The organism is Streptomyces mangrovisoli (assembly GCF_000974985.2).
GTDB classification, from domain to species: domain Bacteria; phylum Actinomycetota; class Actinomycetes; order Streptomycetales; family Streptomycetaceae; genus Streptomyces; species Streptomyces mangrovisoli.
The window spans coordinates 61,831-87,776 of the sequence record NZ_LAVA02000056.1 but is presented as its reverse complement, the minus strand read 5'-3'; the positions used below and the strand labels follow the sequence as shown (position 1 = coordinate 87,776).

The window sequence follows — 25,946 nt, the reverse complement described above, 5'->3', positions numbered from 1 at the left end:
GTGCGCCTCAGTCGGGCAGCGGGGTGAGCATCAGGCGCCCCGCGAACCCGACGGCCGCGTCCAGCCGCTCGGTGAACTCCTCGGTCAGATCGGGGAGTTCACGCAGCGCCCAGAGAGCGCGGGCGGCCGCCCAGGTGGCGTCCCGGGCCCGTTCGAGGCTGAACGCGCCCAGCAGATGGGTCAGCGGGTCGGCGATCTGGAGGATGTCGGGACCCGGCATCAGCTCCTCGCGCACCCGCTCCTCCAGCGTCACGAGGAGCTCGCCCACGCGGTCGAACTCGTCCTCCAGGTCGCCCGGTTCGCAGCCGAGCGTACGGCAGGTGTCCACCACGGCGAGCGCCAGGTCGTGCCCGATGTGCGCGTTGATGCCCGCGAGCGCGAACTGAAGCGGGCGTACGCCGGGATGGCGGCGCAGCTGGAACAGCGGGCGCCAGCAGGCGGGCGGCCGCCGGTCGTCGTGGGCTGCGTCCACGGCGGCCAGGTAGCGCTCCGCGAACCGCACGTCCAGCGCGATCGCCGCCCGCGCGTCGGGGAACCGGCCCGCGCCGACCTGTCGTTCCACGGCCTGGGTGACGGTGAGGTAGACACGGTTGAAGACCGCGACGCCGTCCCGCTCGGGAAGTGCCGCGTCGAGGGCGCGCATCCGCGTGAGCACCGTGTCCAGAGTGTCCACGGGACGGGTGGACTGTTCCCATTGCACCATGCGTGCAGGGTCCCAGTCCTAGGCTGAACGGCGTGGCGCCGGGCCGACGCTTCCCCGGAACGGGGGAACGCCCGCCGTGCCGGGAGGGGGAGCGCCGCCGTGACCGGCTCACGAGCCCGGCGCCTGGCCGAGCGCCGCAGCGAGCGCAGGCGCACCGCCCGACGGGCGGTGATGGTGGCGGTGGCCGCGGCCGTCGCCGCGCTCGGCACCGTCTCCGGCACGATGAGCGCTCTGGGCGCGGGGCACGGTGCGAACTCCGCCGCGAGCGCGTCCCGTTCGCCGGGCGTCTCCCGCTCCACCGAGGCGGCGCCCGGTCCGCCCGCGCCCACCGCGCGGTCGACACGGGCCCCGAAGGTCCCGAAGTCCCCGGCGACTTCGGCGCCGAGCACCCGCACCGGCGGCCCGCCGACGTCCGCCCCGGCCGCGGGCACGCGTGCGGCGGCCCCGGACCGCCTGTACCGCCCGGCCGGTTCACGGGTGGCCGACTGGGTCGCCGCCCACCCCGAGGACCCCCGCACCGCCGTCATCGCCGCCCGCGTCGCCGACCGGCCGGCGGCCGTCTGGTTCACGGACCCGACGGTGTCGGCCGTCACGGCCCGGGTCGCCGCGGTCACCTCGGCTGCCCGCGCCCGGGGCCGGGTGCCCGTGGTGGTGCCGTACGCGATACCCGGGCGGGACTGCGGCGGCGCCTCGCAGGGCGGTGCGCCCGACATCGCCGCCTACGACCGGTGGATCGACGCCTTCGCCGCGGGGCTCGGCACGGGCGAGGTGATCGTGATCCTGGAGCCCGACTCGATCGCCCAGTCCGGCTGCCTCCCGAGCGGCGCGCGCGCCGAGCGCTTCGCCGCGCTGGCCCGCGCGGGCCGGGTCCTGAAGTCGGCCGATCCGCGGGCCCGGGTGTACTACGACGCCGGGCACTCGGGCTGGAACCCGCCCGCCCGGCAGGCGGCCTGGCTGCGGCAGGCCGGTGCCACGGCCGGCGACGGCGTCTTCAGCAACGTCGCCAACTTCCGGACCACGAGCGACGAGATCGCCTACGACCGTGACGTGCTCGCGGACCTCGGCGGGTCCGCGGGTCTCGGCGCGGTCGTCGACACCAGCCGCAACGGCAACGGCCCGCCCGCGGACGGCGCGTGGTGCGATCCGCCCGGCCGCCGGCTCGGCGCGGCGCCCACCCTCGACACCGGGGTGGCGGGGGTGGACGCCTATCTGTGGGTCAAGCTGCCCGGCGAGTCGGACGGTTGCCGGGGTGCCGCCGGGACCTTCTCGCCGTCGTACGCCTATGAACTGGCGCTCGGATCCCCGTCGTCGTAGGAACTGGTGCCCGCGTCGAGCAGCGGGGTGCCCTGCTTGAGATGGGCGGGGGCGAAGGCGCGCAGCGCGTGATAGCCGGTGATCACCACGATCGTGCCGAGCGCGATGCCGCTGAGGGAGAAGTTGTCGGTGAACTTCAGTGTCACGCCGCCGACTCCGATGATGATGCCCGCCGCGGCCGGGACCAGGTTGAGCGGATTGCGCAGGTCGACCCGGGCGTTGGTCCAGATCTGCGCGCCGAGCAGGCCGATCATGCCGTAGAGGATGACCGTGATGCCGCCGAGGACGCCGCCGGGGATGGCGGCGACGACCGCGCCGAACTTCGGGCAGAGGCCGAAGAGCAGGGCGAAGGCGGCGGCGGCCCAGTAGGCGGCCGTGGAGTAGACGCGGGTGGCGGCCATGACGCCGATGTTCTCGGAGTACGTGGTGTTGGGCGGGCCGCCGACGGCGGTGGACAGCATCGACGCGACGCCGTCGGCGGAGATCGCCGTGCCCAGCTTGTCGTCGAGCGGGTCGCCGGTCATCTCGCCGACCGCCTTGACGTGCCCGGCGTTCTCCGCGACCAGCGCGATGACCACCGGCAGCGCCACGAGGATCGCCGACCACTCGAAGGTCGGCCCGTGGAAGGAGGGCAGACCGATCCAGTCGGCGTGGCTCACCCCGGACAGGTCGAGGCGCCAGTGGTCGGTGACCTTGCCGCTCCCGTCGACCGAGTGGATCCGCCCGAAGATCCGGTCCAGTGCCCAGGAGAGGGCGTAGCCGAAGACCAGACCCAGAAAGATCGCGATGCGGGACCAGAAGCCACGCAGACAGACGACGGCCATTCCGGTGAACAGCATGGTCAGCAGCGCCGTCCACTGGTCCTGCGGCCAGTAGGTGGAGGCGGTGACCGGGGCCAGGTTGAAGCCGATCAGCATGACCACCGCGCCGGTCACGATCGGCGGCATCGCGGCGTGGATGACCTGTGCCCCGAACCGCTGCACGGCGAGCCCCACGAGGAAGAGCACGGTGCCGGTGACGAAACACGCGCCGGTCACCGTGGCGCTCGTGCCGCCCTGCGCGCGGATGACGGCCGCGACCCCGACGAAGGAGAGCGAGCAGCCGAGATAGCTGGGCACCCGACCCCGTGTGGCCAGCAGGAACAGCACGGTCGCGACGCCCGACATCATGATCGCGAGATTCGGGTTCAGACCCATGAGCACCGGGGCGACGAAACTCGCCCCGAACATGGCGACCACATGCTGTGCGCCGAGCCCGATCGTGCGGGGCCAGGAGAGCCGTTCGTCGGGGCGGACGACCGCTCCGGGCGCCGGTGTCCGGCCGTCCCCGTGCAGCTTCCAGCGCACGCCGAGGTCCATGGTGGGTTCGCTTTCTCTGTGCGTGAAGGCGGTCCCGGTCATTGTTCCGGTCGGCCGGGCGATTCCCGGTGAGGCCGCCGCGCCCGCGCAGCGTGCCCGGCCCACCGGTCGCGGAGGGTGCTGAGCGGTCGCTTAGGATGAGGTGATCCGCCGCACCTCCCCGATCGCCCAGGAGCTCCACCCCGTGACCGCCGAAGCCCCGCTCGCGCCCGCCGTCTCCTACGGCCGGCTCGTCCCCGTCACCGTCCACTTCGACGACCTGGACGCGCTCGGGCTGCTGCACAACGCCCGCTACCCGCTGATGGTCGAGCGCGCCTGGAGCGAGCTGTGGCACGGGTACGGCATCCGCTTCGAGGGCGACTGGGTCGCGGCGGGCGACGCCTGCAACGCCGTACGCGAACTGCGGATCAGCTACGAGGCCCCGGTCACCCGCCCCGGCGCCTACGCCGTCCACCTGTGGCTGGAGCGGCTCGGGAACACCGGGCTGACCTACGGCTTCCGGCTCTGCTCGGCCGACGGCGCGACCACCTACGCGCAGGGCACCCGGGTGCTGGTCCGGCTGGACGCCGACACCCTGCGCCCGGCGCCCTGGAGCGAGACGTTCAGGGCCGCGGGTCGGGAACTGCTGCGCTCGGCCGACTGACCCCGGCGCTCCTGCGCTCACCGGTGCGCAGCACCCCGGCGAAGGACACCAGCCCGCCCGCCAGGACCGTCACCAGCACGAACGACACCACCAGGCTCGTCGCCTGGGCCACGCCGCCGATCAGGCTGGGCGCGATCAGGCCCGAGGTGTAGGTGATGGTGGCGACGCCCGCGATCGCCTGGCTGGGGTTGGGGCCGCTGTGTCCGGCCGCCGCGAAGCACAGCGGTACGACCACGGCGATGCCGAGCCCCATCAGCGCGAAGCCGGTCATCGCCACCACCGGGGTGCCGGCCAGCACGATGAGCAGGCCGCCCGCGACCGCGAGGCCGCCCCCGGCGCGGACGGTGCGGACCGCGCCGTAGCGGTTGACCACGGCGTCGCCCGCCAGTCGGGCCACCGCCATGGTGAGCATGAAGGACGTGGTGCACGCGGCCGCGAGGCCGGCCGACGTCGCGAGCTGGTCCCGCAGGAAGACCGCCGACCAGTCCAGGCTCGCGCCCTCCGCGAAGACCGCGCAGAAGCCCACCGCGCCGATCAGCAGCGCCGACTTCGGGGGCAGCGTGAACCGCGGCGGCGGCTCCTCGCCCTCGGCCGGCTGCACGTCGAGCACCCACCGGCAGGCGGTCACGCCGAGCAGCGTGAGCACCGCGGACGCCAGCACGAAGTGCACGCGCGCGTCCGCCCCGAGGTGCGCGGCGAGCGTGCCGCCCGCCGAGCCGAGCAGGGCGCCGGTGCTCCACATGCCGTGCAGGCCGGACATGATCGACTTGTCGAGCCGTCGTTCCACCTCGACGCCGATGGCGTTCATGACCACGTCGGCCATGCCCGCGCTGGCGCCGTAGACGAACATCGCCAGGCACAGGGTGTACAGATTCGGGGCGAGCGACGGCAGGATCAGGGCGAGCGTCCACAGGGCGATCAGGCCGCGCAGCGCCGTACGGCTGCCGAGGCGGTGGGAGATCCAGCCGGAGAGCGGCATCGAGCAGGACGCGCCGAACGCGGTGAACGCCAGCGCGAAGCCGAGCAGGCCGGGGCTGACCGAGGCGTGGTCCTGGATCCACGGCACCCGGGTCGCGAACGAGCCGGTCACGGCTCCGTGCACGGCGAACACCGCCGCCACGGCGTAGCGGCCCCGCCGCACGTCGCGCGACCCGAACTCCAGCCCGTCCATCGTGTCCCCTCCCGGTCCGTCCCCACTGGCGTCGCGTAAACTATCAGGAACCCTGCCTGATAGATAGTGGACGGCCGGCCATCGGCTGGTGCGGGGGAGAGGACCGGCCATCCGGCCGCAGTGGAACTGGACGCCGGCCACCGGCCGGAGCAGCGACGGCCGCACGGCGGGCGATCCACGATCGCCTTCCCGTGGGACCGGGCCGATCTGGGAGGATCCCCGCATGCCCGCATCCCCGAGCACCGCACGGGCCATCAACGACCGGCTCGCCCTGCACCTGCTCCAGCAGGAAGGCCCCCTCACCGCGGGGCAGTTGAAGCTGCTCACCGGCCTGTCCCGGCCGAGCGTCGCCGACCTCGTCGAACGGCTCGCGGCCGCCGGCCTGATCACGGTGGTCGGCGAGTCCGGCGCACAGCGCCGCGGCCCCAACGCCCGGCTCTACGGCATCGTGGCCGACCGCGCCCACCTGGCGGCGCTCGACGTCCGCACGGAGGGCGTCGCCGTGGCCGTGACCGACCTGGTCGGCCGGGTCCTCACCGAGGCGTCCGCGCCGATCCACCAGGACACCGGCACCGGGCCCGCGGTGGAGCAGGCGGTGGCGCTGGTCGAGCGGGCGGTGAAGGAGGCGGGCGCGGAGCGGCTGCACACCGTGGGCATCGGCGCGCCCGGCCTGATCGACCCCGCGAGCGGCGAACTGCGCGACTCCACCGGGCTGCCCGCGTGGCACCGCCGCCTGGTGGCCGCGCTCCAGGAGCGGCTGCCCGAGGCGCGCGTCACGGTCGAGAACGAGACCAACCTCGCGGCCCTCGCCGAGCAGCGCGAGGGCGCCGCCCGGGACCGCGACACGTTCGTGCTGCTCTGGCTCGGGCACGGCACGGGGGCCGCCGTGGTGCTCGACGGGCGGCTGCTCCGGGGGGCCTCCGGCGGCACCGGCGAGATCGGCTTCCTGCCGGTTCCCGGGACCGGCGGCCTGCCGTCGTCGACGGACTGCGGGGGCGGCTTCCACGCCCTCGTCGGGTCCGCCGCGATCGCGGACCTCGCGGCCGCCCACGGCCTGACGGCCGACCCCGAGGGCCCGGAGCCGGCGGCCGCGGCGCTGGTGCGGGGGGCGGTGGCGGGGCCGGGTGACGCGCGGTCCGCGGCGTTCCTGGACGCGCTCGCCGGGCGGGTCGCCGTCGGGGTGGCCTCGGTCGCCGCGCTGCTGGACCCCGGCTGCGTGCTGCTCGGCGGCGAGGTCGGGCAGGCGGGCGGCGCGGAACTCGCCGCCCGCGTCGGGCGCCGCCTCCAGGGCCTGTCACCGCTGTCGACGCAGGTACGGCCCGGCGAACTCGGCGGGGCCGCGGTGCTGCGCGGAGCGCTGCTCACGGCCCGCGACCGGGCCCAGGACGAACTGTTCGCCCCGCCGGAGCGGTAGCGCATCCGCTGGGTTCGGTGTGGGAGAGGTGCGGCTCCGGCGTGGGTGGTTGCGCAGTTCCCCGCGCCCCTTTGGGGGTGCCTGGCTCCCCCGGTGTGGGAGGGGTGCGGCTCCGTGGTGGGTGGTTGCGCAGTTCCCCGCGCCCCTTTCGGGGCGCCCTGCCTGGAGCCCCCTGGAAGGGGCGCGGGGAACTGCGCGAGGGACCACGACGGGGCCGCGGTCCCCGGACCGCCGGCACCCCCCACCCCCGGCCGGGGCCGGGCGCCGGTCAGTCTCGCCCGTCGTCCCCGGCCTGCCGCGCCAGGAACTCCTCGAACGTGACCTTCCCGACCGCCCGCCGCGGAGCCAGATGGCCGCCGTCGCGGAAGGCGCGGTAGGTGGCGCCCCACAGGGGGATGTTCACGACCGGGCGGCGGCGGCCGGTCGCCTTCAGATACGCGCGGGCCAGCGACTCCAGGGTCCGAACCTGCGGGCCGCCCAGGTCGGGCACCCGCCCGGCCGGTGCCCCGAGCGCCAACTCCGCCAGCCGCGCCGCGACTTCGTCCACCTCGACCGGCTGGTCCGACGCGCCGGCCGGCAGCGGCAGCACCGGCGCCTTGGACAGCGAGCCGAACACCTGGACCAGCAGGTCGTGGAACTGCGTGGCGCGCAGGATCGTGAAGCCGAGGCCGGAGTCCTCGACCCGCCGCTCCACCGCCAGCTTCGCCTTGTAGTAGCCCATCGGCACCCGGTCGACGCCGACGATCGAGATGTACACCAGGTGGCCCACCCCGGCCCGCCGCGCCGCGTCGACCAGTTGCCCGGCCGCCTCCTCGTCGCCCCCGCGCGGCGTGCTCGCGCAGTGCACGACCGTCTCCACCCCGCTCACGGCGGCGTCCAGAGCCGCGCCGCCGTGCCGCAGATCGACGGCGTACGGCGAGGTGTGCCGGCTCAGTACCCGCACCTCGTGCCCGCCCGCACGCAGCCGTTCGGTGACGAGCCTGCCGAGGGTGCCGGTGCCGCCGGTCACCAGGATCGTGGTCATGCTCTCTCCGTCCCTTCGGACCCGGACGCCGGCGCGGACTCGCTCCGTCCTTCCGGACCCGGACGCCCTCACGGACGCGCCGGCCGACGCCGTACGAACTCCAGCTTGTCCGGGTTCATCACGGCCCGCACGTTCGCCACCGGGCGCCGCGCATCGGGCGGCGCGGGGCGGATGAAGGCCCGGCGACGGGCAAGGGCCGTCGTCACCGCCGCCGGGCCGGCTCACGGACTCCGCCCCTGCGGCCGCTCCGCGTGAAAAGCCGATTTATCGGGGGAGTTGCGCAGACAGTAGGAGGAGTGGACCCGTGTCGTCAACAGGTCTGGACCAATGTGAAGTCGGCGTGTCGCGGCCGTGGTTGACGGTCGGGCGGCCCGGGTGGCCGCAGGGCGGACACGGGCTGTGAGCCACTCCACACGGATCGCCTGTCGGGACGCCGACCGGCCGTGGCACACTGGCTCTGTATTGAAAGCAGCGCACTCCGGGGTCGGTGAAAGTCCGAACCGGCGGTTACAGTCCGCGACCCGGTCGCTTCCAGCGACCGGTTGACCAGGTGAAATTCCTGGACCGACGGTTAAAGTCCGGATGGGAGGCAGTGCGCGGCGGGCGGGCATTCGTGCGCGCCGCCGTACCAGTGCTCGTCGATGGACGAGTCCGTCCGGCGTCGCCCCCGGTGTCCCTGCTCGTTCACTCTGCCGCTCTCGGCAGCCCCGGAGTCCGTGCCCATCGAGGCAGGGAGGACCCGGGAAGTGTTCACCGGAATCGTCGAAGAGCTGGGCGAGATCACGGCCGTCGAGAACCTCGGCGACGCCTCCCGCTTCCGGCTGCGCGGCCCCGTGGTGACCGAAGGCGCCAAGCACGGCGACTCCATCGCGGTCAACGGGGTGTGTCTCACCGTCGTCGAGCACGAGGGCGACGAGTTCACCGCCGACGTGATGGCCGAGACCCTGAACCGCTCCAGCCTCGGGGCGCTCTCCGTCGGCTCCCGGGTCAACCTCGAACGCCCCATGGCCGTGGGCGAGCGCCTGGGCGGACACATCGTCCAGGGCCATGTCGACGGCACCGGGCAGGTGCTGGCGCGCACCCCGTCGGAGAACTGGGAGATCGTGAAGATCTCGCTCCCCGCCCCGCTCGCGCGTTATGTCGTCGAGAAGGGCTCGATCACGGTCGACGGCATCAGCCTCACCGTCGTCGACGCGGGCTCCGACCACTTCACCGTGAGCCTGATCCCGACCACCCTCGCCCTGACCACGCTCGGCCACAAGGGCCCCGGCGACCCGGTCAACCTCGAGGTCGACATCGTCGCCAAGTACGTCGAGCGGCTCCTCGGCCACCAGGGCGAGCGCGCGGACGAGCGTCACGACGGCCGTCAGGAGGCCGGGCGGTGAACTGGCTCAACTCGGAGGCGTTCACCGTCCTCGACCAGCACATCAAGTGGTCGGACATGATCGGCAACGTGATCGGTCTGATCGCCCTGACCTTCGGCTGGCGCCGCTCCCTGTGGAGCTGGCCCACCCAGTTCCTCTCCGGCCTGATCCTGTTCGCCGCCTTCGCGAGCGCCCACCTCTCCGGCAGCGCGGGCAAGCAGATCGTCGTCATGGTCGTCGCCGTGTTCGGCTGGTGGCAGTGGAACCGCGGCGGCGGCAGGTCGGCCGACGGCCACATCGCCGTCCGGTTCGCCACCTGGCGCGAACGCGCCGCCCTGGTCGCGGTCGCGGCCGTCGGCACCGTCGCGGTCGCCCTGCTCTTCAAGGCCTACCCGTCGCTGTCCTGGGACCCCTGGCCCGACGCGTACATCTTCGTCGGCACCGTCGTCGCCATGTACGCCCAGGCGCGCGGCATGGTCGAGTTCTGGTTCGCCTGGCTCCTGGTCGACGCCGTCGGCGTCCCGCTCAACTTCGCCAACGGCTTCGCCTTCTCCGGCTTCGTCTACGTCATCTACGGCGCACTCGTCCTGTGGGGCATGCGCGACTGGTGGCTGCGTTCCCGCACGGCCCCGCAGCCCGTCATGGAAGGAGCGCCGGCATGACCGCGGCACCCGCTCTGTACCGAACCGAGAGCACCGAGAACGTCCCGGCCGCCGAGCGCGTCCCGGGCGCCGGGGGCGCCGGGAGCGTCGAGGACCTCACGCTCGACCCCGTCGCGCAGGCCGTCGCCGACATCGCGGCCGGCCGCCCGATCGTCGTCGTCGACGACGAGGACCGGGAGAACGAGGGCGACCTCGTCATCGCCGCCGAGATGGTCACCCCCGAGATCGTCGCCTTCATGATGAGCGAGTGCCGCGGCCTGATCTGCGCCCCCATGGAGGGCGAGGAACTGGACCGGCTCGAACTGCCGCAGATGGTCGCCGACAACACCGAGTCGATGAAGACCGCGTTCACGGTCTCCGTGGACGCCTCCGCGGCGCACGGCGTCACCACCGGCATCTCCGCCGCCGACCGCGCCGCGACGCTCCGGCTGCTGGCGAGCGGCGACGCCGAGCCCACCGACCTCGTCCGACCCGGGCACATCTTCCCGCTGCGCGCCCGCCCCGGCGGCGTGCTGGTGCGCAACGGCCACACCGAGGCCGCCGTCGACCTGGCCCGGCTCGCCGGACTGCGCCCGGCCGGCGCGATCGTCGAGATCGCCGGCGCCGACGGCCGTATGCTCCGCCTGCCCGAACTGGTCCCGTTCGCCCGCCGCCACGGCCTGACGATCATCTCCATCGAGGACCTGATCGCCTACCGCCGCCGGCTCGAACTCCCGGCCACGGCCCGGCCCGCGGAGGCCGAGGAGGCCGCCACGGCCACGCAGGCCGCGTCGGCCACCGGGACCACCGAGGCGGACGGGACCGGCACCGCCGCCCCCTCCGCCGACCCCGCCCCCGTCGTCCACCGCGAGGCGGAGACGCGGCTGCCCACCGCCCACGGCACCTTCACGGCGTACGGCTACCGCGCCGCCGACGGCGTCGAGCACGTCGCGCTGGTCCACGGCGACCTCGGCGACGGCGAGGACGTCCTGGTCCGGGTCCACTCCGAGTGCCTGACCGGCGACGTCTTCACCTCCCTGCGCTGCGACTGCGGCCCCCAGCTCGACGCCTCCCTGGAGCGCATCCAGCGCGAGGGCCGGGGAGTCCTGGTCTATCTGCGCGGCCACGAGGGGCGCGGCATCGGCCTGCTCGGCAAGCTGCGGGCGTACGAGCTCCAGGAGCGCGGCCGCGACACCCTCGACGCCAACCTCGAACTCGGCCTGCCGGCCGACGCCCGGGACTACGGCGCGGGCGCGCGCATCCTCGCCGACCTCGGCGTGCGCAGCGTGCGGGTGATGACCAACAACCCCGACAAGACCGACGCGTTGCTGCGCCACGGCCTGAAGGTCCTCGGCCGTGAGCCGATGCCCGTGCAGGCGGGCGAGCACAACCTCCGCTACCTGCGCACCAAGCGGGACCGGATGGGGCACGACCTGCCCTGGCTGGACACGCCCGTCGTGGCCGGCTGCGGCAACCAGTAGAGGGGCCGCCGCGGCCGGCCGTCCGGCTGCGGCGACCAGGAGAACCGAAACACCGAGGAGACACGTGAGCGGCAAGGGTGCACCGGAACTGTCCGTGCGAGGCGTGGGCGACCTGCGGGTCGCCGTCGTGGCGGCGCAGTGGCACGAGAAGGTGATGGACGGTCTGGTGGACGGCGCCCTGCGCGCCCTGCACGACCTGGGGATCGACGAGCCGACCGTGCTGCGGGTCCCCGGCAGCTGGGAGCTCCCGGTCGCCGCGAAGGTCCTCGCCGGACGCGGCTACGACGCGGTCGTCGCCCTCGGCGTCGTCATCCGCGGCGGCACCCCCCACTTCGAGTACGTGTGCCAGGGCGTCACCCAGGGTCTGACCCAGGTCTCCGTCGAGACCGGCGTCCCCGTCGGCTTCGGCCTGCTGACCTGTGACACCGAGGAGCAGGCCCTGGACCGCGCCGGTCTGCCCGGCTCCAACGAGGACAAGGGGCACGAGGCGGTGACCGCGGCGCTGGCGACCGCGGCCACCCTCCGCTCAGTATCCGAACCCTGGCACTAGGCAACCGTCCGAACCGCGTAGGGTGAGGACCACCATGTCCAAGAAGACGTTCGAGGAGCTCTTCACCGAGCTCCAGCACAAGGCCGCCCATGGCGATCCCGCCACCTCCCGCACCGCGGAACTGGTGGACAAGGGCGTCCATGCCATCGGCAAGAAGGTCGTCGAAGAGGCCGCCGAGGTCTGGATGGCCGCGGAGTACGAGGGCAAGGAGGCGGCCGCCGAGGAGATCTCGCAGCTGCTCTACCACGTGCAGGTGATGATGGTCGCCCGCGGCATCTCCCTGGACGACGTCTACGCCCATCTCTGAGCCGACACCCCCGCGGGTCCGGCCCGGGGCCGTACCCGCATCGCACCACCCCACCCCGTACGCACGAAAGTAAGGAAGCCGACCTCATGCTGCGCATCGCCGTCCCCAACAAGGGTTCACTCTCCGGCCCTGCGGCGGAGATGCTGCATGAGGCCGGCTACCGGCAGCGCCGCGAGTCCAAGGAACTGCGCATCGTCGACCCGGTCAACGAGGTGGAGTTCTTCTACCTCCGCCCGCGCGACATCGCGATCTACGTCTCCTCCGGCCGCCTCGACATCGGCGTCACCGGCCGCGACCTGCTGGTCGACTCCGCGGCCGACGCGGAGGAGATCCTCCCGCTCGGCTTCGCCCGCTCCACCTTCCGCTACGCCGCGAAGCCCGGCACGGCGCACGACCTCGCGGACCTCAAGGGCCGTACGATCGCCACCTCCTACGAGGGCATCGTCGCCCGCCACCTCGCCGACAGCGGCATCGACGCCTCCGTCGTCCACCTGGACGGCGCCGTCGAGACCGCCGTCGAGCTCGGTGTGGCCGAGGTCATCGCCGACGTCGTCGAGACCGGCACCAGCCTGCGCAACGCGGGCCTGGAGGTGTTCGGCGAGCCGATCATGAAGTCCGAGGCCATCGTCATCCGCCGTACCGGCGCGGACGCCGAGGAGCCCAAGGTGCAGCAGTTCCTGCGCCGCCTCCAGGGCGTCCTGGTCGCCCGGACGTACGTGATGATGGACTACGACTGCCGGGTCGAGCAGCTGGAGAAGGCCGTCGCGCTGACCCCGGGCCTGGAGTCGCCGACCGTCTCCCCGCTGCACAACGAGGGCTGGGTCGCCGTGCGCGCCATGGTCCCGGCCAAGGAGGCCCAGCGGATCATGGACGACCTCTACGAGATCGGTGCCCGCGCCATCCTGACCACGGCGATCCACGCCTGCCGGCTCTGAGGTCGCCGCTTCCATGTCCGGCCTTCCCTCCCTGCCCGTCACCTTCCGCCCCGGCCGCACCCGCGCCGTGCTGCTCACCGCCGCCGTGGCGATCTTCGTGGTCATCACGGTGGTGGCGATGCTGCTCGGCCAGCTCGGCCCCGGCGAGCGGCTCAGCTTCATCGTCACCGCGGCGCTGCTCTCCGGCGTGCTGCTCCAGCTCGGCCGGGTCAAGGTGGTCGCCGACGACACCGGCGTCACCGTGGTGAACATCATCAGCAAGCGGCACCTGGCCTGGGCGGAGATCGTCCAGGTGAACCTGCGGCCCGGCGATCCGTGGGTGTTCCTCGACCTCACCGACGGCACCAGCCTGCCCGCGCTCGGCATCCAGCCGGGCATCGCCAGGGAGCGTGCCATCGCCGACGCCCGCACCTTGCGGGCACTTGCCGAAGCCCGCTCCCCGGAGGATCTGCCGTAGCGGGCCATGTCTTGATTAATCTGGTGGCGGAGGCGTTGTCGTGACGCCTCCGCCTCTGTCGCGTCCCGGCCTCAGAGGCCCCTGCATATTCGAGGAGTGACTCCCTCCAGCGATGGACGGTTCGTCCTGTAGTACCTGCGCCGCCCCCTCCCGACATACCGAGGTGGCGGCATGACCCTCCCCCTGCTGCTCCTGGCGGCCGCGTTCCTGCTGATCCTGGCCAACGGCTTCTTCGTGGCCGCCGAGTTCGGCCTGATCACCGTGGAGCGCCCCGAGGCCGAGAAGGCCGCCGCCGACGGAGACCGCCGCGCCCGCACGGTCGTCGACTCGCTGAAGGAACTCTCCTTCCAGCTCTCCGGCACCCAGCTGGGCATCACCATCACCTCGCTCGTCGTCGGCATGCTCGCCGAACCGGCGCTGGCCTCGCTGCTGCACGCCCCGTTCGCCGCGCTCGGCCTGCCCGAGGGCGCCGTCTCCGGGATCGCGGTCGTCGTCGGCATGCTGCTGGCCTCCGCGCTCCAGATGGTGATCGGCGAACTGGTCCCGAAGAACTGGGCGGTGTCCAAGCCGCTCCAGGTCGCACGGTTCGTCGCCGGGCCCCAGCACCTGTTCTCCCGCCTGTTCCGCCCGGTGATCGCCGCCCTGAACACGGTCGCGAACCGGCTGGTGCGCGCGCTCGGCGTCGAGCCCACCGAGGAGCTGGCCTCCGCCCGCACCCCGGGCGAGCTGGTCTCGCTGGCCCGGCACTCGGCGCAGGCCGGCGCCCTGGAGCAGGACACCGCCGACCTGTTCGTGCGCACCCTGTCCCTGGGCGACCTGACCGCGCAGCACGTGATGACCCCGCGCGTGAAGGTCAGCGCGCTCCAGTCGTCCGCGACCGCCGAGGACGTGGTCAACCTCACCCGCGCCACGGGCCTGTCCCGCTTCCCGGTCTACCGGGAGCGGATCGACGAGGTCGTCGGCATGGTGCACCTCAAGGACGCCCTCGCGGTGCCGGTCGCCGACCGGCTGCGCACCCCCGTCGGCCGCATCGCCCGGTCGGCCCTGCTGGTGCCGGAGACGCTGCCGGTGCAGCCCCTGCTCGCCCGGCTGCGCAGCGAGCAGCCCATCGCCGTCGTCGTCGACGAGTACGGCGGCACGGCCGGGGTGGTCACCCTGGAGGACATCGTCGAGGAGATCGTCGGCGAGGTCCGCGACGAGCACGACGGACAGGACGTGCCCGAACTCGCCGCCGCCCCGCCGGAGGACGGCAGGCCCGCCTGGGACGCCGACGGGAGCTGCCGGGTCGACCTGCTCCGCCGGATCGGCCTCGACGTGCCCGAGGGGCCGTACGAGACCGTCGCCGGACTCGTCGCCGACCTGCTCGGCCGTATCCCCGTCCCCGGCGACCGCGCGGAACTCCCGGGCTGGCGGCTGTCGGTGCGCCAGGTCGGGCACTACCGCGCCGAGCGGGTGCGCCTGGTGCGCACCGGCGCGGTCGTGGAGGTGGCCCGATGAGCGTGCTCCAACTCGTCTTCGCCGCGCTGCTCGTGCTCGCCAACGGCTTCTTCGTCGGCGCCGAGTTCGCCCTGGTCTCGGTGCGCCGCAGCCAGATCGAACCGCTCGGCACGGCCCGCGCCCGCCAGGTGCTCTACGGCCTGGAGCGGCTGCCGCAGATGATGGCCGCCGCCCAGTTCGGCATCACCGTCTGCTCGCTGACCCTCGGCGCGGTCGCCGAGCCCACCGTCGCGCACCTGCTGGAGCCCGTCTTCGCGTGGATGCGGCTGCCCGAGGGCGTGATCCATCCCCTGGGCTATGTCATCGCGCTGGCCGCGGTGGTCTTCTTCCACCTCGTGATCGGCGAGATGGTCCCGAAGAACCTGGCCATGGCGGCGCCGGAGAAGGCCGCGCTGTGGCTGAGTCCGGGGCTGGTCGCGTTCGCCCGGGTCTGCCGGCCGATCACCGTGGCGCTCGGCGCCTGCGCCCAGGGCATCCTGCGGCTGTTCCGCGTCGAGCCCAAGGACGAGGTCGAGGCCGTCGTCACCAGCGAGCAGCTCAACCGGCTGCTGGAGGACTCCGGGCAGGCCGGACTGCTCGACCCGGAGGAGCAGGAGCGGCTGGAGGACGCGCTGGAACTGGGCTCCCGCCCCGTCACCGACGTGCTGCTGCGCAGCGAGACGCTGGTGACGGTCCCGCCGTCGGTCACCCCGGGGCAGATCGTCGAACTCACCGCCCGCACCGGCTACTCCCGCTTCCCGATAGCGGCGGAGCGGGGCGGATTCATGGGCTATCTGCATGTGAAGGACGTCCTCGACCTGGAGGACTCCGACCGCGCGGTGCCGCAGCAGATCTGGCGCCGCATGGTGACCCTGCGCCCGGAACTCCCGCTGGACGACGCCCTGACGGTGATGCGCCGGGCGGCGACCCACCTGGCCCAGGTCGCGGACGCCAAGGGCCGCCTCCTCGGCCTCGTGGCGCTGGAGGACGTCCTGGAGCTCCTGGTCGGCGAGGTCCGTGACCCGGCCCACCGCAGGCCCCAGGAGCCGGCGGTCACGAAGACGCTCGCCGAGCCCCGGCCGAGCGGTGAACCGGAACAGGCGCTGGCGACCTAGCCCACCTGGCGCGCCTGGCCCATCGACACGGCCCCCGGCGTTCGCGCCGGGGGCCGTGTCGATGGGCCTGCGTTCCCGTCGGGGCCGTTCCGGCCGGCCGGTGTCACATGGCCGAGGGGTCGTGCGGGCCGCGGCCCGAGAGGACCTCGCCGTACGCCTGCATCAGGTCCGGCAGCCGCAGGGTGGACAGGTCGTCTCGGGACAGCGTGCCGGGGTAGACCGACAGCCGCAGGTCCCGGTAGGCGCAGCTCTTCTCGTACAGGGTGCGCAGGAAGCGGCCGTTGCCGAGTTCGTCGATCCAGCCCTGGTCGACCACGTGCCCGGCGATGGACCGCAGTTCGTCCAGCGCCTCCTCGTCCCACACGTCGCCGTTCTCGGCCGCCAGCACCTCGCCGATCGAGGTCAGTTCCAGCGGGCGGTACGACGGGAAGTCCACCCGGCTCGTGAAGCGGGACGACAGGCCGGGGTTGGCGGCGAGCAGCCGGTCCATGCCCTCGGGGTAGCCGGCCAGGATGACCACCAGATGGTCGCGGTTGTCCTCGGCCCGCTTCAGCAGCACCTGGAGCGCCTCGTCGCCGTACGCGTCGCCCTTGCCGTAGCCGGAGTTGGACAGCGAGTACGCCTCGTCCACGAAGAGCACCCCGCCGATCGCGGAGTCGATCAGCTCGTTGGCCTTCACCGCGGTCTGGCCGAGGTACTCGCCGACCAGGTCGGCGCGCTGGGCCTCCACGAGGTGGTCGCCGCCGAGCAGCCCGAGGGCGTAGAAGACCCGGCCCAGGATGCGGGCGACGGTGGTCTTGCCGGTGCCGGAGGGCCCGGAGAAGACGAAGTGGCGCTTGGGCGGCTGCACCGGCAGCCCCTGCCCGGCCCGCAGCCGCGCCATGTTCAGCTGCGCGGACAACGCCTTGACCTGGCGTTTCACGGGTTCCAGGCCCACCATGCGCTCGAGTTCGGCGAGCGCCTCCTCCAGTAACGCCGGGTCGGTCGGGCCGGTCGGCAGCGGTGCCGAGCCGACGGTCGTCTTCTCCCGCACCGTCGGGTCGATCACCGACGGCAGGGTCCCCGCGGGCGGCAGATCGGGTTCCGGGAACCGCAGATCCCGCGCCTCCGTGCCGAAGAGCGGGTCGAGGATGTCGGGTCCGTCGACCGCGTCCTGCCCGGCGCCGGTGAGGGTGATCGCCGCGAGGTCGGCCGCGTCGTCGTACCCGTCGCCCTCGGCGATCGCCGCGAGCCGGGCCGAGGTGTCCATGAAGGCCGGGTCGACCCGGTGCACGGCCCGGTACAGCGGCAGGGCGGCGGCCGAGCGCCCGGTGCCCTCGTGCGCTCTGGCCAGCCAGTAGCGCAACTCCTTGCGCTGTGGCTGTTCGCTGCGGCAGCGCATCAGGGACGCGGACAGCAGCGGCTCGGCCTGGCCGTACATCTCCAGCCGCACCCGGGCCATGCCGCCGAACAGGCCGGCCTCGATGCCGAGCAGGGTGTCGTTGACCAACGGGTCGGTGTGCCGGACGAGTTGCTCCCAGTCCTTGACCAGGTAGGCCCGGCAGGCGTGCAGGAAGCGGACCTGGTGGTCGGTGTCCACCGGCGGCAACCCGGCCAGCGCCCGGTCGAGTTCGGGCACATGGCGGCCGTCCAGCCAGTGCGAGGCGTGCGCGAGCAGCAGATCGCGCGGGCTCTCCAGCACCGGCTGCACCCACCAGCCCAGCCAGTACCAGGAGTTGAGGGTACGGCGATGCCGGGAGCGCTGCTCGCCGAAGCGCTCACGGTGCCGGTGCATCCGCAGCAGCGCGGTCGTCGTGTCGACGCGCAGCGCGTGCAGTCCGAGCCAGCCGTCGGCCATCCCCGGATCCATCCGCACGGCCGTGCGGAACTCCTCCTCCGCCTGTGGATAGGCGCCCATGGTGTAGGCGTCCACACCTCGCAGCCAGGCGAGGTCGGCCGGGGCCTCGGGGCCCTGCGTGCCGAAGTCCATCACGTCCCCCACAAACCGCGCCCCCGTCGGGCAACCGCCGGGCTCGTGCCCGTCGGCCTAGGTCGAACCGCGGTGCGGCGGGCCGGACTTGCACGGTGTGCGGGGCAGCCGTCCGCAGGTCGCACCGAAGGCATCGTACCTGCGGGCCGGTCGGTCTCTTAAGGGTGCCGCACGGACCGTTCGACGAGGTGGGAGCGGACGCGCCCGGCAGCGGACCGTGACCGAGAGTGAGCGATCGACAGCCCGTAGCGCCCCGAAGGCGCTGCGGAGGCAAGACGAAGCCCCCGATCACGGGGGAACAATCGGGGGCTTCGCGTATGAGGGGCGGCTCCGAACGTCCGCACATTGAGAACGTAAGTCCTGTACGGCCCGCCGGTCAAGCCGAGTTGGGACACTGAGGCAACTTCTCGGGACGGTGCCTTCACGAGTTCAGCACACCGCCGACGGCCCTTCACTGTCGGTCACCGTGTGGTCCGGTCCAACGGTCTTCCCGGGCCCCGGGAGCACCTCGTACCCCTCGGGTGACTGCCGTACCAATACGTCGGCGAACGGCCGCGAGGGGTCCTCGGCGAAATGCCGGCGCTCCGCCCCGACCCACCCGGCCCAGAAGTCCCGCTGCTCCTCCCCGTCCCGCTGCCTGCCGCGCGCCCAGGACTCCTCGTGCGGCAGCTCCATCCACAGCAACATCGCCAGATGCGGGCGCAGCGCCCGGCGTCCGGCGCCGACCCCCTCGACGATCAGCACCGGCGCGGCGGGCAGCTCCCGCGCCGTGCCGAAGCGGCGGGCGCGCCAGTCGTAGGGGGTGTAGGACGCCGGCGCGCCCCGGCGCAGCGGTTCGATCACCTGGGCCAGCAGGCGGCCGGTCCAGGCGAACAGCTCGTCGTGACTGGCGACGTCGTCGAGATGGAGCACCGGGGCGCCGCCCAGCGAAGCGGCCAGCCGGGCGGCGAACGTGGACTTCCCGGAGCCGGCGTGACCGTCGACGCCGATCAGCCGGACCGGCCCGCAGGAGGGGGCGAGGGCGGTGAGGCGGAGGGTGAGGTCGTGAATGGTGTTTCCCGAGGTGCGATGCGGTACCGGCATATATCTGGGGTCTTCCGGGGTTCTTGCGTGGGTACATTTTAGTGCCGGATTGAACTAGTCGTTGACTGGTCCGCGGCCAGTCGTATTGCCGTACGGAATCGAGCACCCGGTGCGCCGAAATTGCCGTTCCGCTTGTGCTTCGTGGTGAGTAGGGTGCCTGGTGCGCACTGCGAAGCGCGAAACGGGGGACGGACGGGGAAGATGGCCGCTGGATTATTCGAGGGGCAGTATGTCTGGCATCCGGCGGCCGACGACCGGACGCTCGCGAGCGTGTGCGTCGATGTCCGGGCCGGCAGATATCTCAGCGCCCGGGAAGCGCTCGCGGAGACCCGCACCGACTTCGCCCTGCGCGCCCACCGCTCCCTGGTCCTCGCCTCCGAGGCGGCCGACTCCGATCTGACCGAGCGCTGGCTCGCCGAGGAACCCGGGCCGGAGGCCGCCCTGCTGTGGGCCCGGGTCGCGGTCCTGCGCGCGCTGCGCGCGGCCGACGCGCGCGACGACCGGGCCGGGGCGCTGGAACGTATCGCGCTCTCCGCCTGCGACCGCGCCTCCGCCCTGGTCGCGGCCGACCCCACGCCGTGGGCGGCCCGGCTGGCCATGGCCCGGCTGCACCGGCTGCGCGATCCCGCGCCCCGCGGGCTGCTCACCGCCCCGGCCGGCCCCTGGCGGCTGTTCTCCCACGTCCTCGCCCTCGATCCGTTCCACCGCGAGGCGCACCACCGCTTCCTCGCCTTCTTCTTCACCCGGCACGGCGGCTCGGTCAACGCCGCCTGGGACGTCGCCGCCTTCCTCAGCCAGCGGGCGCCCGCCGATTCCCCTTTGCGGCTGCTTCCGCTGGTCGCCCTGGTGGAGGGCTACAACCCCACCCAACTGCTCGCCGACCGGGTCTGGGAGCAGCCCCAGTGGCGGTCCGCGGCGCTCGCGGCCTATCACAACTGGCTGCCCACGGTGCCCGGTTACCGGCACACGCCGGTGCTCGACCTGGCCTATCTCGCCCACGCCCTGACCATGGCCAAGTGCGAGTTCGAGGCGCGCGCGGTGTTCGCGGCGATGGGTCCCTACGCCTCGCGGATGCCGTGGAGCGCCTTCGGCGAGCCCGAGGAGCAGCTCACGCGCGCCCGTCGCGCCTGCGGACTCCCGGTGCCGGGCGCCCCTTGACCCTCTCCGCCCGTTCCCTCCGTCCCACCCGTTCCCTCCGCACCATCCGTTCCAGGGTTCAGCTGTCCGTCCCCACCGAGAGAAAGGCACGGCCGTGTCAGAACGGATATCCACCCCGCCCGGCAGAAGTCGCGGGTCGGCGGACCCGATCACGCTCGACGACGACGCCACCCTGCACGCGATGGGTTATCCGCGGAAACTCACCCGGCGTTTCCAGGCGTTCGACAATTTCGCGATATCGTTCACGATCATCAACATCATCTCGGGTATTTTCTCGTCCTTCGGATACGGCCTGAACGCGGGCGGGCCACGCATTCTCGTATTCGGCTGGATCGGCGTCTCCGTGATGGTTCTCTTCATCGGCGCCGCCATGGCCGAGGTCGCCTCGGCATTTCCGACGAGCGGCGCGCTCTATTTCTCCGCCGGAAAGCTCGCCAAACGGCACAAGGGTGCGTGGTCCTGGTACACGGGCTGGCTCAACTTCGTCGGCCAGATCGGCGGTACGGCCGCCACCGGTTACGCGGCGGCCACCTTCATCCAGGCGTTCATCGCCCTGCAGTGGCCGTCGTACGAGCCCACCACGCACCAGACCGTGCTGATCACCGCCGCGATCGTGATCGTCCAGGGGTTGGCCAACACCTACACCGTGCACCTCGTGGCCGTGCTGAACCGGATCTCCGTGTGGTGGCTGCTGATCGGACTCGTGGTGATCGTGGGCACACTCGTAGTGATGCCCGATCACCACCAGTCCGCGTCCTTCGTCACGCATTTCGAGAACAACACCGGCTTCACGAACGGGCTTTACGGCGGGATGCTCGGGCTGTTGGTCACCAGTTGGACGTTCACCGGGTTCGACGGCAGCTTCCACATGTCCGAGGAAACGGTCCGGGCGACGGTGAACGCGCCCCGCGGCATCACCCGGTCCATCGGCTATTCCGCGATCACCGGCCTGGTGCTGATGCTCGCGCTGGTCTACAGCATTCGGAGCTACTCCGAGGTCGCCGGGGCCGCCGCGCCGCCGGTCCAGATCCTCATCGACGGGCTCGGCATGGGGTGGGCCAAGGCGATCCTGCTGATCGTCATCGGCTCGATGCTGTTCTGCGGGCTGGCCAACCTGACCAGCAACACCCGGCAGATCTTCGCGTTCTCGCGGGACGGCGCCATGCCGGGCTCGCGCTGGTGGCACTCGGTCTCGCCGCGCACCCGCACGCCCGTCAAGGCCGTGTGGCTCGCGGTCGGCTGCTCGCTGGCCCTGGTCCTGCCCGGCTGGTGGTCGCACACCGCCTTCACCGCGATCGTCAGCGTCAACGTCGTCGGCCTGTTCCTCGCCTACGCCGTCCCGATCTTCCTCCGGCTGCGCCTCGGCGACGCGTTCCAGCCCGGCCCCTGGCATCTGGGTCGCTGGGGCCGCCCGGTGGGCGTCGTCGCCGTGCTCTGGGTCCTGCTGAGCAGCGTCCTGTTCATGCTCCCGCAGGCCTCCCCGATCACGGTCGACTCCTTCAACTACGCCCCCATCGCCCTGGCGGCGGTCCTGCTGATCGCCACGGTCTGGTGGTTCGCCACGGCCCGCCGCCGCTTCCACGGCCCGGTCAGCTACGGCCGCCCGGACGAGGTGGCGGCGATGGACCTGATCTGATCCGCCCCCTTCCCGTGCCCCGCAAGGGGCGCGGGGAACGGCGCGAGCGACCACGACGAACCCGCGGACGGCCATGGTGCTTTCGCGCCCGTCCGCGGCCCGGTGGGGCCCCTTCGCACAGTTTCCCGCGCCCCTGAAGGGCGCGGCCGGGTGGGTCCGTGCCCCGTAAGAGCCCCCGCAGGGACCCCGCAGGGACCCAGGTCACGCCAGTGGTCTCTACCAATATTGGTCGGCGTGGCACGAGCCGAAGTGCTGGCAGGGCCATGGCGTGTACGGCCATAGTGGGCGCACAGCCGTGCATCGGTACCGCCCCGACTCGGACACCTGGGGGTCCTCCACCCATGAGCAGAGCCGAACAGCCGTCCCGCAGAACCGTTCTGGCCGCCGCGGTCGCCGCCGCGGTGGCCGGCGGCGCCGGTCCCGCAGCCGCCGCCACCGCCGCCGACACCGAGGACGCGGGCCCCGCCCCGACGAAAGCGAAGGTGAAGGCGCCGGCCCGCCTCGTCGACTACCGGTCCTGGACGTCGTACACGGAATGGCGCGGCGGCGCGGCCCACGGCGTGCGGGCCGTCGCCGGGCACCGGCCCGGCGTCGTGGTCGCCCGGCCGGAGGGCACCACCGACTACACCGACCCGCACACCGGCACCACCGCCGCCTGGGAGTACGCCACCTGGACCTCGCCGGTGCACCGGCTCGCCGTCCCGGCCACCGAGGTCGTCGCCTCCTGGAACGCGGACACCCCCGCCGGCACCTGGCTCCAGGTGGAGCTGAACGGCACCTACTCCGACGGCACCGCCACCCCCTGGTACGTCATGGGCCGCTGGGCGGCCGGCGACCAGGACATCAAGCGGACCTCCGTGGACGACCAGACCGACGGCAAGAGCACGATCTGGACGGACACCTTCGCCATCGACGACGCCACCACCGGCCTGCGCCTGGTGGACTACCGGCTGCGGCTGACCCTCTACCGGAGGCCGGGCACCCGGCTCACCCCCACGGTCTGGCGGCTCGGCGCGATGGGCTCCGACATCCCCGACCGGTTCACCGTCCCGGCCTCCACTCCCGGCCTGGCCCAGGAACTGACCGTCCCGCGCTACTCGCAGGAGATCCACAAGGGCCAGTACCCGCAGTACGACAACGGCGGCGAGGCCTGGTGCAGCCCGACCTCCTCGCAGATGATCATCGAGTACTGGGGCGGCCGCCTCACCCCGGAGCAACTCGCCTGGGTCGACCCGACGTACGCCGACCCGCAGGTCGACCACGCGGCCCGTGCCACGTACGACAACCAGTATGAGGGCTGCGGCAACTGGCCGTTCAACGCCGCCTACGCCGCCACGTTCCACGGCCTCCAGGGCGTGATCACCCGGCTCGGCTCCCTCTCCGACCTGGAGACCCTGATCGCCGCGGGCATCCCGGCCATAACGTCGCAGTCCTTCCTCAAGACCGAGCTGACCGGGGCCGGTTACGGCACCTCCGGCCATCTGATGACGGTCATCGGCTTCACCGCCGAGGGCGACGTGATCGCCAACGACCCGGCCTCACCCAGCGACGACGCCGTCCGACGCGTCTATCTGCGCCGGGAGTTCGAGAACATCTGGCTCAGGACCAAGCGGTACAACGCCTCCGGCGGCGTCTCCTCGGGCACCGGCGGCGTCTGCTACCTCTACTTCCCTTCACACCCCACCCCCCACCAGCGCAAAGCTCTCGCGGCGGTCGGCGTCCGCTGATCCGCGCGGCACCGCGGCCCGCGGCCCCCGGCGCGTCCGGGGGCCGCGGGCCGTGTGACCAAGCTCTCCGCCGCGGACGCCCCGAACGGTGGCAAGGTGGACAGGACGGCGGGGGAGACACGGGGGAGTACGAAGCACCGCACCCGCGACCCCAGTGAGAGACCATGACGGCACACCCCGCCACCGCCCCCCGCGCCCGCACCGGCGGACCCCGGGAGAACGGCCCCGAGATCCTCGAACACGTCCTCGGCTGGACCCTCGTCGTGGTGATCGCGATGCTTGTCACCGGGCTCGGACTGCTGTGACCTGACGCATACGGAGAGCTGCCATACTGCGCATGTCCCGCTGCCCGCAGAACACCGCAGGAGACCAGGGTCCGCCTTGAACATGCGCCAACAGCACGACGCCGCCCCCCGGCCGCGGGCGGGCGGCACCGAGCGCTCGGCGGCTCGCCGCGCCGAACTCATCGCCATCGGGCGGAAGTTGTTCGCCGACACGTCCTACGACGCGCTCTCGATGGACGACATCGCCCGCCAGGCCGGCGTCGCCAAGGGGCTGATCTACTACTACTTCCAGTCCAAGCGCGGCTACTACCTCGCGATCATCCACGACTCGGTGAGCGACCTCGTGACCTTCGCGGCGAGCGGCGTCGAACTCCCCGCCGTGGACCGGGTGCACCGCACCATCGACAGCTATCTGCGCTATGTCGAGCACAACCAGGCCGCCTACCGGACCATCGTCAGCGGCGGGGTCGGGTTCGACGCCGAGGTGCACGCGGTGCGTGACGGGGTGCGCGAGGCGATCGTCGCGACCATCGCCGAGGGCGCGTACGGCCGTACCGACATCGCCCCGGTCGCTCGCATGGGCCTGCTCGCCTGGGTGTGCAGCGCCGAGGGTGCCGCGCTCGACTGGATCGACCGCCCCGAACTGTCCCGCGAGACCCTGTGCGAGCTGCTGGTGAAGACGCTCGGCGGCGCCCTGCGGGCGGTCGCGGAACTGGACCCGGCCTACCCGGCCCCGCCCCCGGCCCGCCGCGACACCTGACACGCCGTGACACAGAGGTGGGGGCGAAGGCCCCGCCGGACCTTCGCCCCCACCTCGCGTCGGCAACTGCCGTCGGCCCCCTAGTGGATGGCCTTGATCAGCTCGCCGTTCGAGGTGTCCCCGCTCAGCTCCCAGAAGAACGTGCCGCCCAGCCGCTGCGCGTCCTTGTAGCGCATCTTGCCCGCGACGGTCTGTGGGGTGTCGTAACTCCACCAGTCGCTGCCGCACTTGGCGTACGCGGTGCCGCCGACGACGCCGGTCGCCGGGCAACTGGTGCGCAGCACCTTGTAGTCCTCGGTGCCGTCCTCGTACGTGCCCTTGGCCGGCCCGGTCGCCGTGCCGCCCGGCTTCGACTGCGTGACACCGGTCCAGCCGCGCCCGTAGAAGCCGATGCCGAGCAGCAGCTTCCGGGACGGGACGCCCATCCGCTCCAGCTTGGCGATGGTGTCTGCGGTGTCCCAACCGGCGTGCGGAATGCCCTTGTAGGACGTCAGCGGCGAGTGCGGGGCGGTCGGCCCGGTGGCGTCCCACGCGCCGAAGTAGTCGTACGTCATCGGCTGGTACCAGTCGACGTAGCGCGAAGCGCCCGCGTAGTCCGCCGCGTCGAGCTTTCCGCCGGGCGAGCCGTCGGCGGTGATCGCCGCGCTGATCAGCTCGTGCCCGCCGAACTTGGCGCGCAGCGCGGCCATCAGGTTCCGGTAGGCCTCACGGTCGCTGGTGTCGCAGGTGTTGCCGCAGGCGCCCGGGTACTCCCAGTCGATGTCGATACCGTCGAAGACGTCCTTCCAGCGCGGGTCCTCGACCAGGTCGTAGCAGGACTGCGCGAACGCCGCCGGGTCCTTGGCCGCCTCGCCGAAGCCGCCGGACCAGCTGAACCCGCCGAAGGACCAGAGGATCTTGAGGTTCGGGTGCAGCTTCTTCAGCTTGCGCAGCTGGTTGATGTTGCCGCTCACCGGCTGGCCCGCGACATCCGCGACGCCGTCCACGGACTCCTCGGCGGTGAACGGGCGGTCGGTGTCCGCCCAGGAGTCGCCGATCGCGCACTTGCCGCCGGTGACGTTGCCGAAGGCGTAGTCGATGTGGGTGAGGCGGTTCGCGGAGCCGGAGGTCTCGATGTTCTTGACGAAGTACTGGCGGGCGTAGATGCCCCAGTCGGTGAAGTAGCCGACCACCTTGTGGCCGGGGGCCGCGTCCTGGTGACCGGACGCGTTCGCGGGCTGTTGCGCGGTGGACCGCTGGGCGGCCGCGGAGTCCTGCGCGGTGGCGGTGCCCGCGCCGGCCAGCAGACCGGCGCCGAGGACGGCACAGGCCGCGGCGGACACGAGCGCCCGGAACCGGGCGCGGGGGCGGAGCGTGAAGTGCATCGGGTGTCTCCT

At 72.6% G+C, this 25,946-nt stretch carries 24 protein-coding genes and 1 riboswitch; of the genes, 17 read left to right on the top strand and 7 right to left on the bottom strand.

Annotated features, from left to right (window positions below):
• Positions 1-7: 7 nt before the first annotated feature.
• Entirely contained in the window at positions 8-703 is a 696-nt protein-coding gene (locus WN71_RS22995) for a DUF5995 family protein (RefSeq protein WP_046583229.1), read from the bottom strand.
• A 171-nt stretch (positions 704-874) separates the two neighbouring features.
• Here WN71_RS22995 and WN71_RS22990 point away from each other — a divergent pair, with 171 nt between their 5' ends.
• Entirely contained in the window at positions 875-2,017 is a 1,143-nt protein-coding gene (locus tag WN71_RS22990; protein WP_046583349.1) for a glycoside hydrolase family 6 protein, read from the top strand.
• On the opposite strand, the gene WN71_RS22985 is transcribed toward WN71_RS22990, so the two are convergent.
• Entirely contained in the window at positions 1,984-3,375 is a 1,392-nt protein-coding gene (locus WN71_RS22985; RefSeq protein WP_046583351.1) for a uracil-xanthine permease family protein, read from the bottom strand. The two genes, WN71_RS22990 and WN71_RS22985, sit on opposite strands and share 34 nt — an antisense overlap.
• A gap of 184 nt (positions 3,376-3,559) precedes the next feature.
• Between WN71_RS22985 and WN71_RS22980 the strand changes: the two genes are divergently transcribed.
• Positions 3,560-4,018 carry an acyl-CoA thioesterase gene (locus WN71_RS22980; protein WP_046583352.1) on the top strand — a complete coding sequence of 153 codons (459 nt, stop codon included), beginning with the start codon at positions 3,560-3,562 and terminating at the stop codon, positions 4,016-4,018.
• Here WN71_RS22980 and WN71_RS22975 read toward each other — a convergent pair.
• The gene (locus WN71_RS22975) at positions 3,978-5,189 is read right to left on the bottom strand and encodes an MFS transporter (RefSeq protein ID WP_046583231.1); all 1,212 of its coding nucleotides are present in this window, start codon (positions 5,187-5,189) and stop codon (positions 3,978-3,980) included. The genes WN71_RS22980 and WN71_RS22975 overlap by 41 nt on opposite strands.
• A gap of 223 nt (positions 5,190-5,412) precedes the next feature.
• Between WN71_RS22975 and WN71_RS22970 the strand changes: the two genes are divergently transcribed.
• A complete protein-coding gene (locus WN71_RS22970; RefSeq protein ID WP_046583232.1) occupies positions 5,413-6,603 on the top strand; it encodes an ROK family transcriptional regulator in 1,191 nt (396 codons plus the stop codon).
• A gap of 268 nt (positions 6,604-6,871) precedes the next feature.
• Here WN71_RS22970 and WN71_RS22965 read toward each other — a convergent pair whose 3' ends face one another.
• Entirely contained in the window at positions 6,872-7,627 is a 756-nt protein-coding gene (locus WN71_RS22965; RefSeq protein WP_046583233.1) for an SDR family oxidoreductase, read from the bottom strand.
• 469 nt (positions 7,628-8,096) lie between these two features.
• Positions 8,097-8,227: riboswitch (FMN riboswitch) on the top strand.
• Positions 8,228-8,373: 146 nt separating this feature from the next.
• Here WN71_RS22965 and WN71_RS22960 point away from each other — a divergent pair.
• From WN71_RS22960 to WN71_RS22920, 9 genes are all read left to right on the top strand, one after another.
• The gene (locus tag WN71_RS22960; RefSeq protein ID WP_046583234.1) at positions 8,374-9,012 is read left to right on the top strand and encodes a riboflavin synthase; all 639 of its coding nucleotides are present in this window, start codon (positions 8,374-8,376) and stop codon (positions 9,010-9,012) included.
• Positions 9,009-9,653 (top strand): nicotinamide mononucleotide transporter family protein, encoded by a 645-nt coding sequence (locus WN71_RS22955; protein WP_046583235.1) that lies wholly within the window; start codon positions 9,009-9,011, stop codon positions 9,651-9,653. Before WN71_RS22960 ends, WN71_RS22955 begins: the two co-directional genes overlap by 4 nt.
• On the top strand, positions 9,650-11,113 hold the full coding sequence (ribA, locus tag WN71_RS22950; RefSeq protein ID WP_079178033.1) for a GTP cyclohydrolase II: 1,464 nt from the start codon (positions 9,650-9,652) through the stop codon (positions 11,111-11,113). The genes WN71_RS22955 and ribA overlap by 4 nt, the downstream gene beginning before the upstream one ends.
• 64 nt (positions 11,114-11,177) lie before the next feature.
• Positions 11,178-11,663: a 6,7-dimethyl-8-ribityllumazine synthase gene (gene ribH / locus WN71_RS22945; RefSeq protein WP_046583236.1), complete on the top strand. Its 486-nt coding sequence runs from the start codon at positions 11,178-11,180 to the stop codon at positions 11,661-11,663.
• A 34-nt stretch (positions 11,664-11,697) separates the two neighbouring features.
• Positions 11,698-11,970, top strand: coding sequence for a phosphoribosyl-ATP diphosphatase (locus WN71_RS22940; protein WP_004990764.1), 273 nt, complete (start codon positions 11,698-11,700; stop codon positions 11,968-11,970).
• Between the two features lie 86 nt (positions 11,971-12,056).
• Positions 12,057-12,905, top strand: coding sequence for an ATP phosphoribosyltransferase (gene hisG, locus WN71_RS22935; RefSeq protein ID WP_046583241.1), 849 nt, complete (start codon positions 12,057-12,059; stop codon positions 12,903-12,905).
• A gap of 13 nt (positions 12,906-12,918) precedes the next feature.
• On the top strand, positions 12,919-13,362 hold the full coding sequence (locus tag WN71_RS22930) for a PH domain-containing protein (RefSeq protein ID WP_046583244.1): 444 nt from the start codon (positions 12,919-12,921) through the stop codon (positions 13,360-13,362).
• A 171-nt stretch (positions 13,363-13,533) separates the two neighbouring features.
• Positions 13,534-14,859, top strand: coding sequence for a hemolysin family protein (locus WN71_RS22925; RefSeq protein ID WP_046583246.1), 1,326 nt, complete (start codon positions 13,534-13,536; stop codon positions 14,857-14,859).
• Positions 14,856-15,953 carry a hemolysin family protein gene (locus tag WN71_RS22920; protein ID WP_046583248.1) on the top strand — a complete coding sequence of 366 codons (1,098 nt, stop codon included), beginning with the start codon at positions 14,856-14,858 and terminating at the stop codon, positions 15,951-15,953. Before WN71_RS22925 ends, WN71_RS22920 begins: the two co-directional genes overlap by 4 nt.
• A gap of 103 nt (positions 15,954-16,056) precedes the next feature.
• Here the strand turns inward: WN71_RS22920 and WN71_RS22915 are convergent, their stop codons facing one another.
• Positions 16,057-17,922, bottom strand: coding sequence for an AAA family ATPase (locus WN71_RS22915; RefSeq protein WP_046583355.1), 1,866 nt, complete (start codon positions 17,920-17,922; stop codon positions 16,057-16,059).
• A 429-nt stretch (positions 17,923-18,351) separates the two neighbouring features.
• Positions 18,352-19,005 (bottom strand): uridine kinase family protein, encoded by a 654-nt coding sequence (locus tag WN71_RS22910; RefSeq protein ID WP_046583250.1) that lies wholly within the window; start codon positions 19,003-19,005, stop codon positions 18,352-18,354.
• Between the two features lie 201 nt (positions 19,006-19,206).
• Between WN71_RS22910 and WN71_RS22905 the strand changes: the two genes are divergently transcribed.
• From WN71_RS22905 to WN71_RS22890, 5 genes are all read left to right on the top strand, one after another.
• Positions 19,207-20,163, top strand: coding sequence for a hypothetical protein (locus WN71_RS22905; protein WP_046583252.1), 957 nt, complete (start codon positions 19,207-19,209; stop codon positions 20,161-20,163).
• A 94-nt stretch (positions 20,164-20,257) separates the two neighbouring features.
• Positions 20,258-21,799 carry an amino acid permease gene (locus WN71_RS22900; protein WP_079178032.1) on the top strand — a complete coding sequence of 514 codons (1,542 nt, stop codon included), beginning with the start codon at positions 20,258-20,260 and terminating at the stop codon, positions 21,797-21,799.
• A 341-nt stretch (positions 21,800-22,140) separates the two neighbouring features.
• Complete coding sequence (locus WN71_RS22895) at positions 22,141-23,526, top strand: peptidase C39 family protein (protein WP_046583255.1); 1,386 nt, start codon at positions 22,141-22,143, stop codon at positions 23,524-23,526.
• Positions 23,527-23,690: 164 nt separating this feature from the next.
• Complete coding sequence (locus tag WN71_RS41000; protein ID WP_107469723.1) at positions 23,691-23,831, top strand: SCO1431 family membrane protein; 141 nt, start codon at positions 23,691-23,693, stop codon at positions 23,829-23,831.
• Between the two features lie 82 nt (positions 23,832-23,913).
• Positions 23,914-24,570, top strand: a complete 657-nt coding sequence (locus WN71_RS22890; protein WP_046583257.1) for a TetR/AcrR family transcriptional regulator — start codon at positions 23,914-23,916, stop codon at positions 24,568-24,570.
• An 80-nt stretch (positions 24,571-24,650) separates the two neighbouring features.
• Here the strand turns inward: WN71_RS22890 and WN71_RS22885 are convergent, their stop codons facing one another.
• Positions 24,651-25,934 carry a glycoside hydrolase family 18 protein gene (locus WN71_RS22885; RefSeq protein ID WP_046583258.1) on the bottom strand — a complete coding sequence of 428 codons (1,284 nt, stop codon included), beginning with the start codon at positions 25,932-25,934 and terminating at the stop codon, positions 24,651-24,653.
• Positions 25,935-25,946 lie beyond the last annotated feature (12 nt).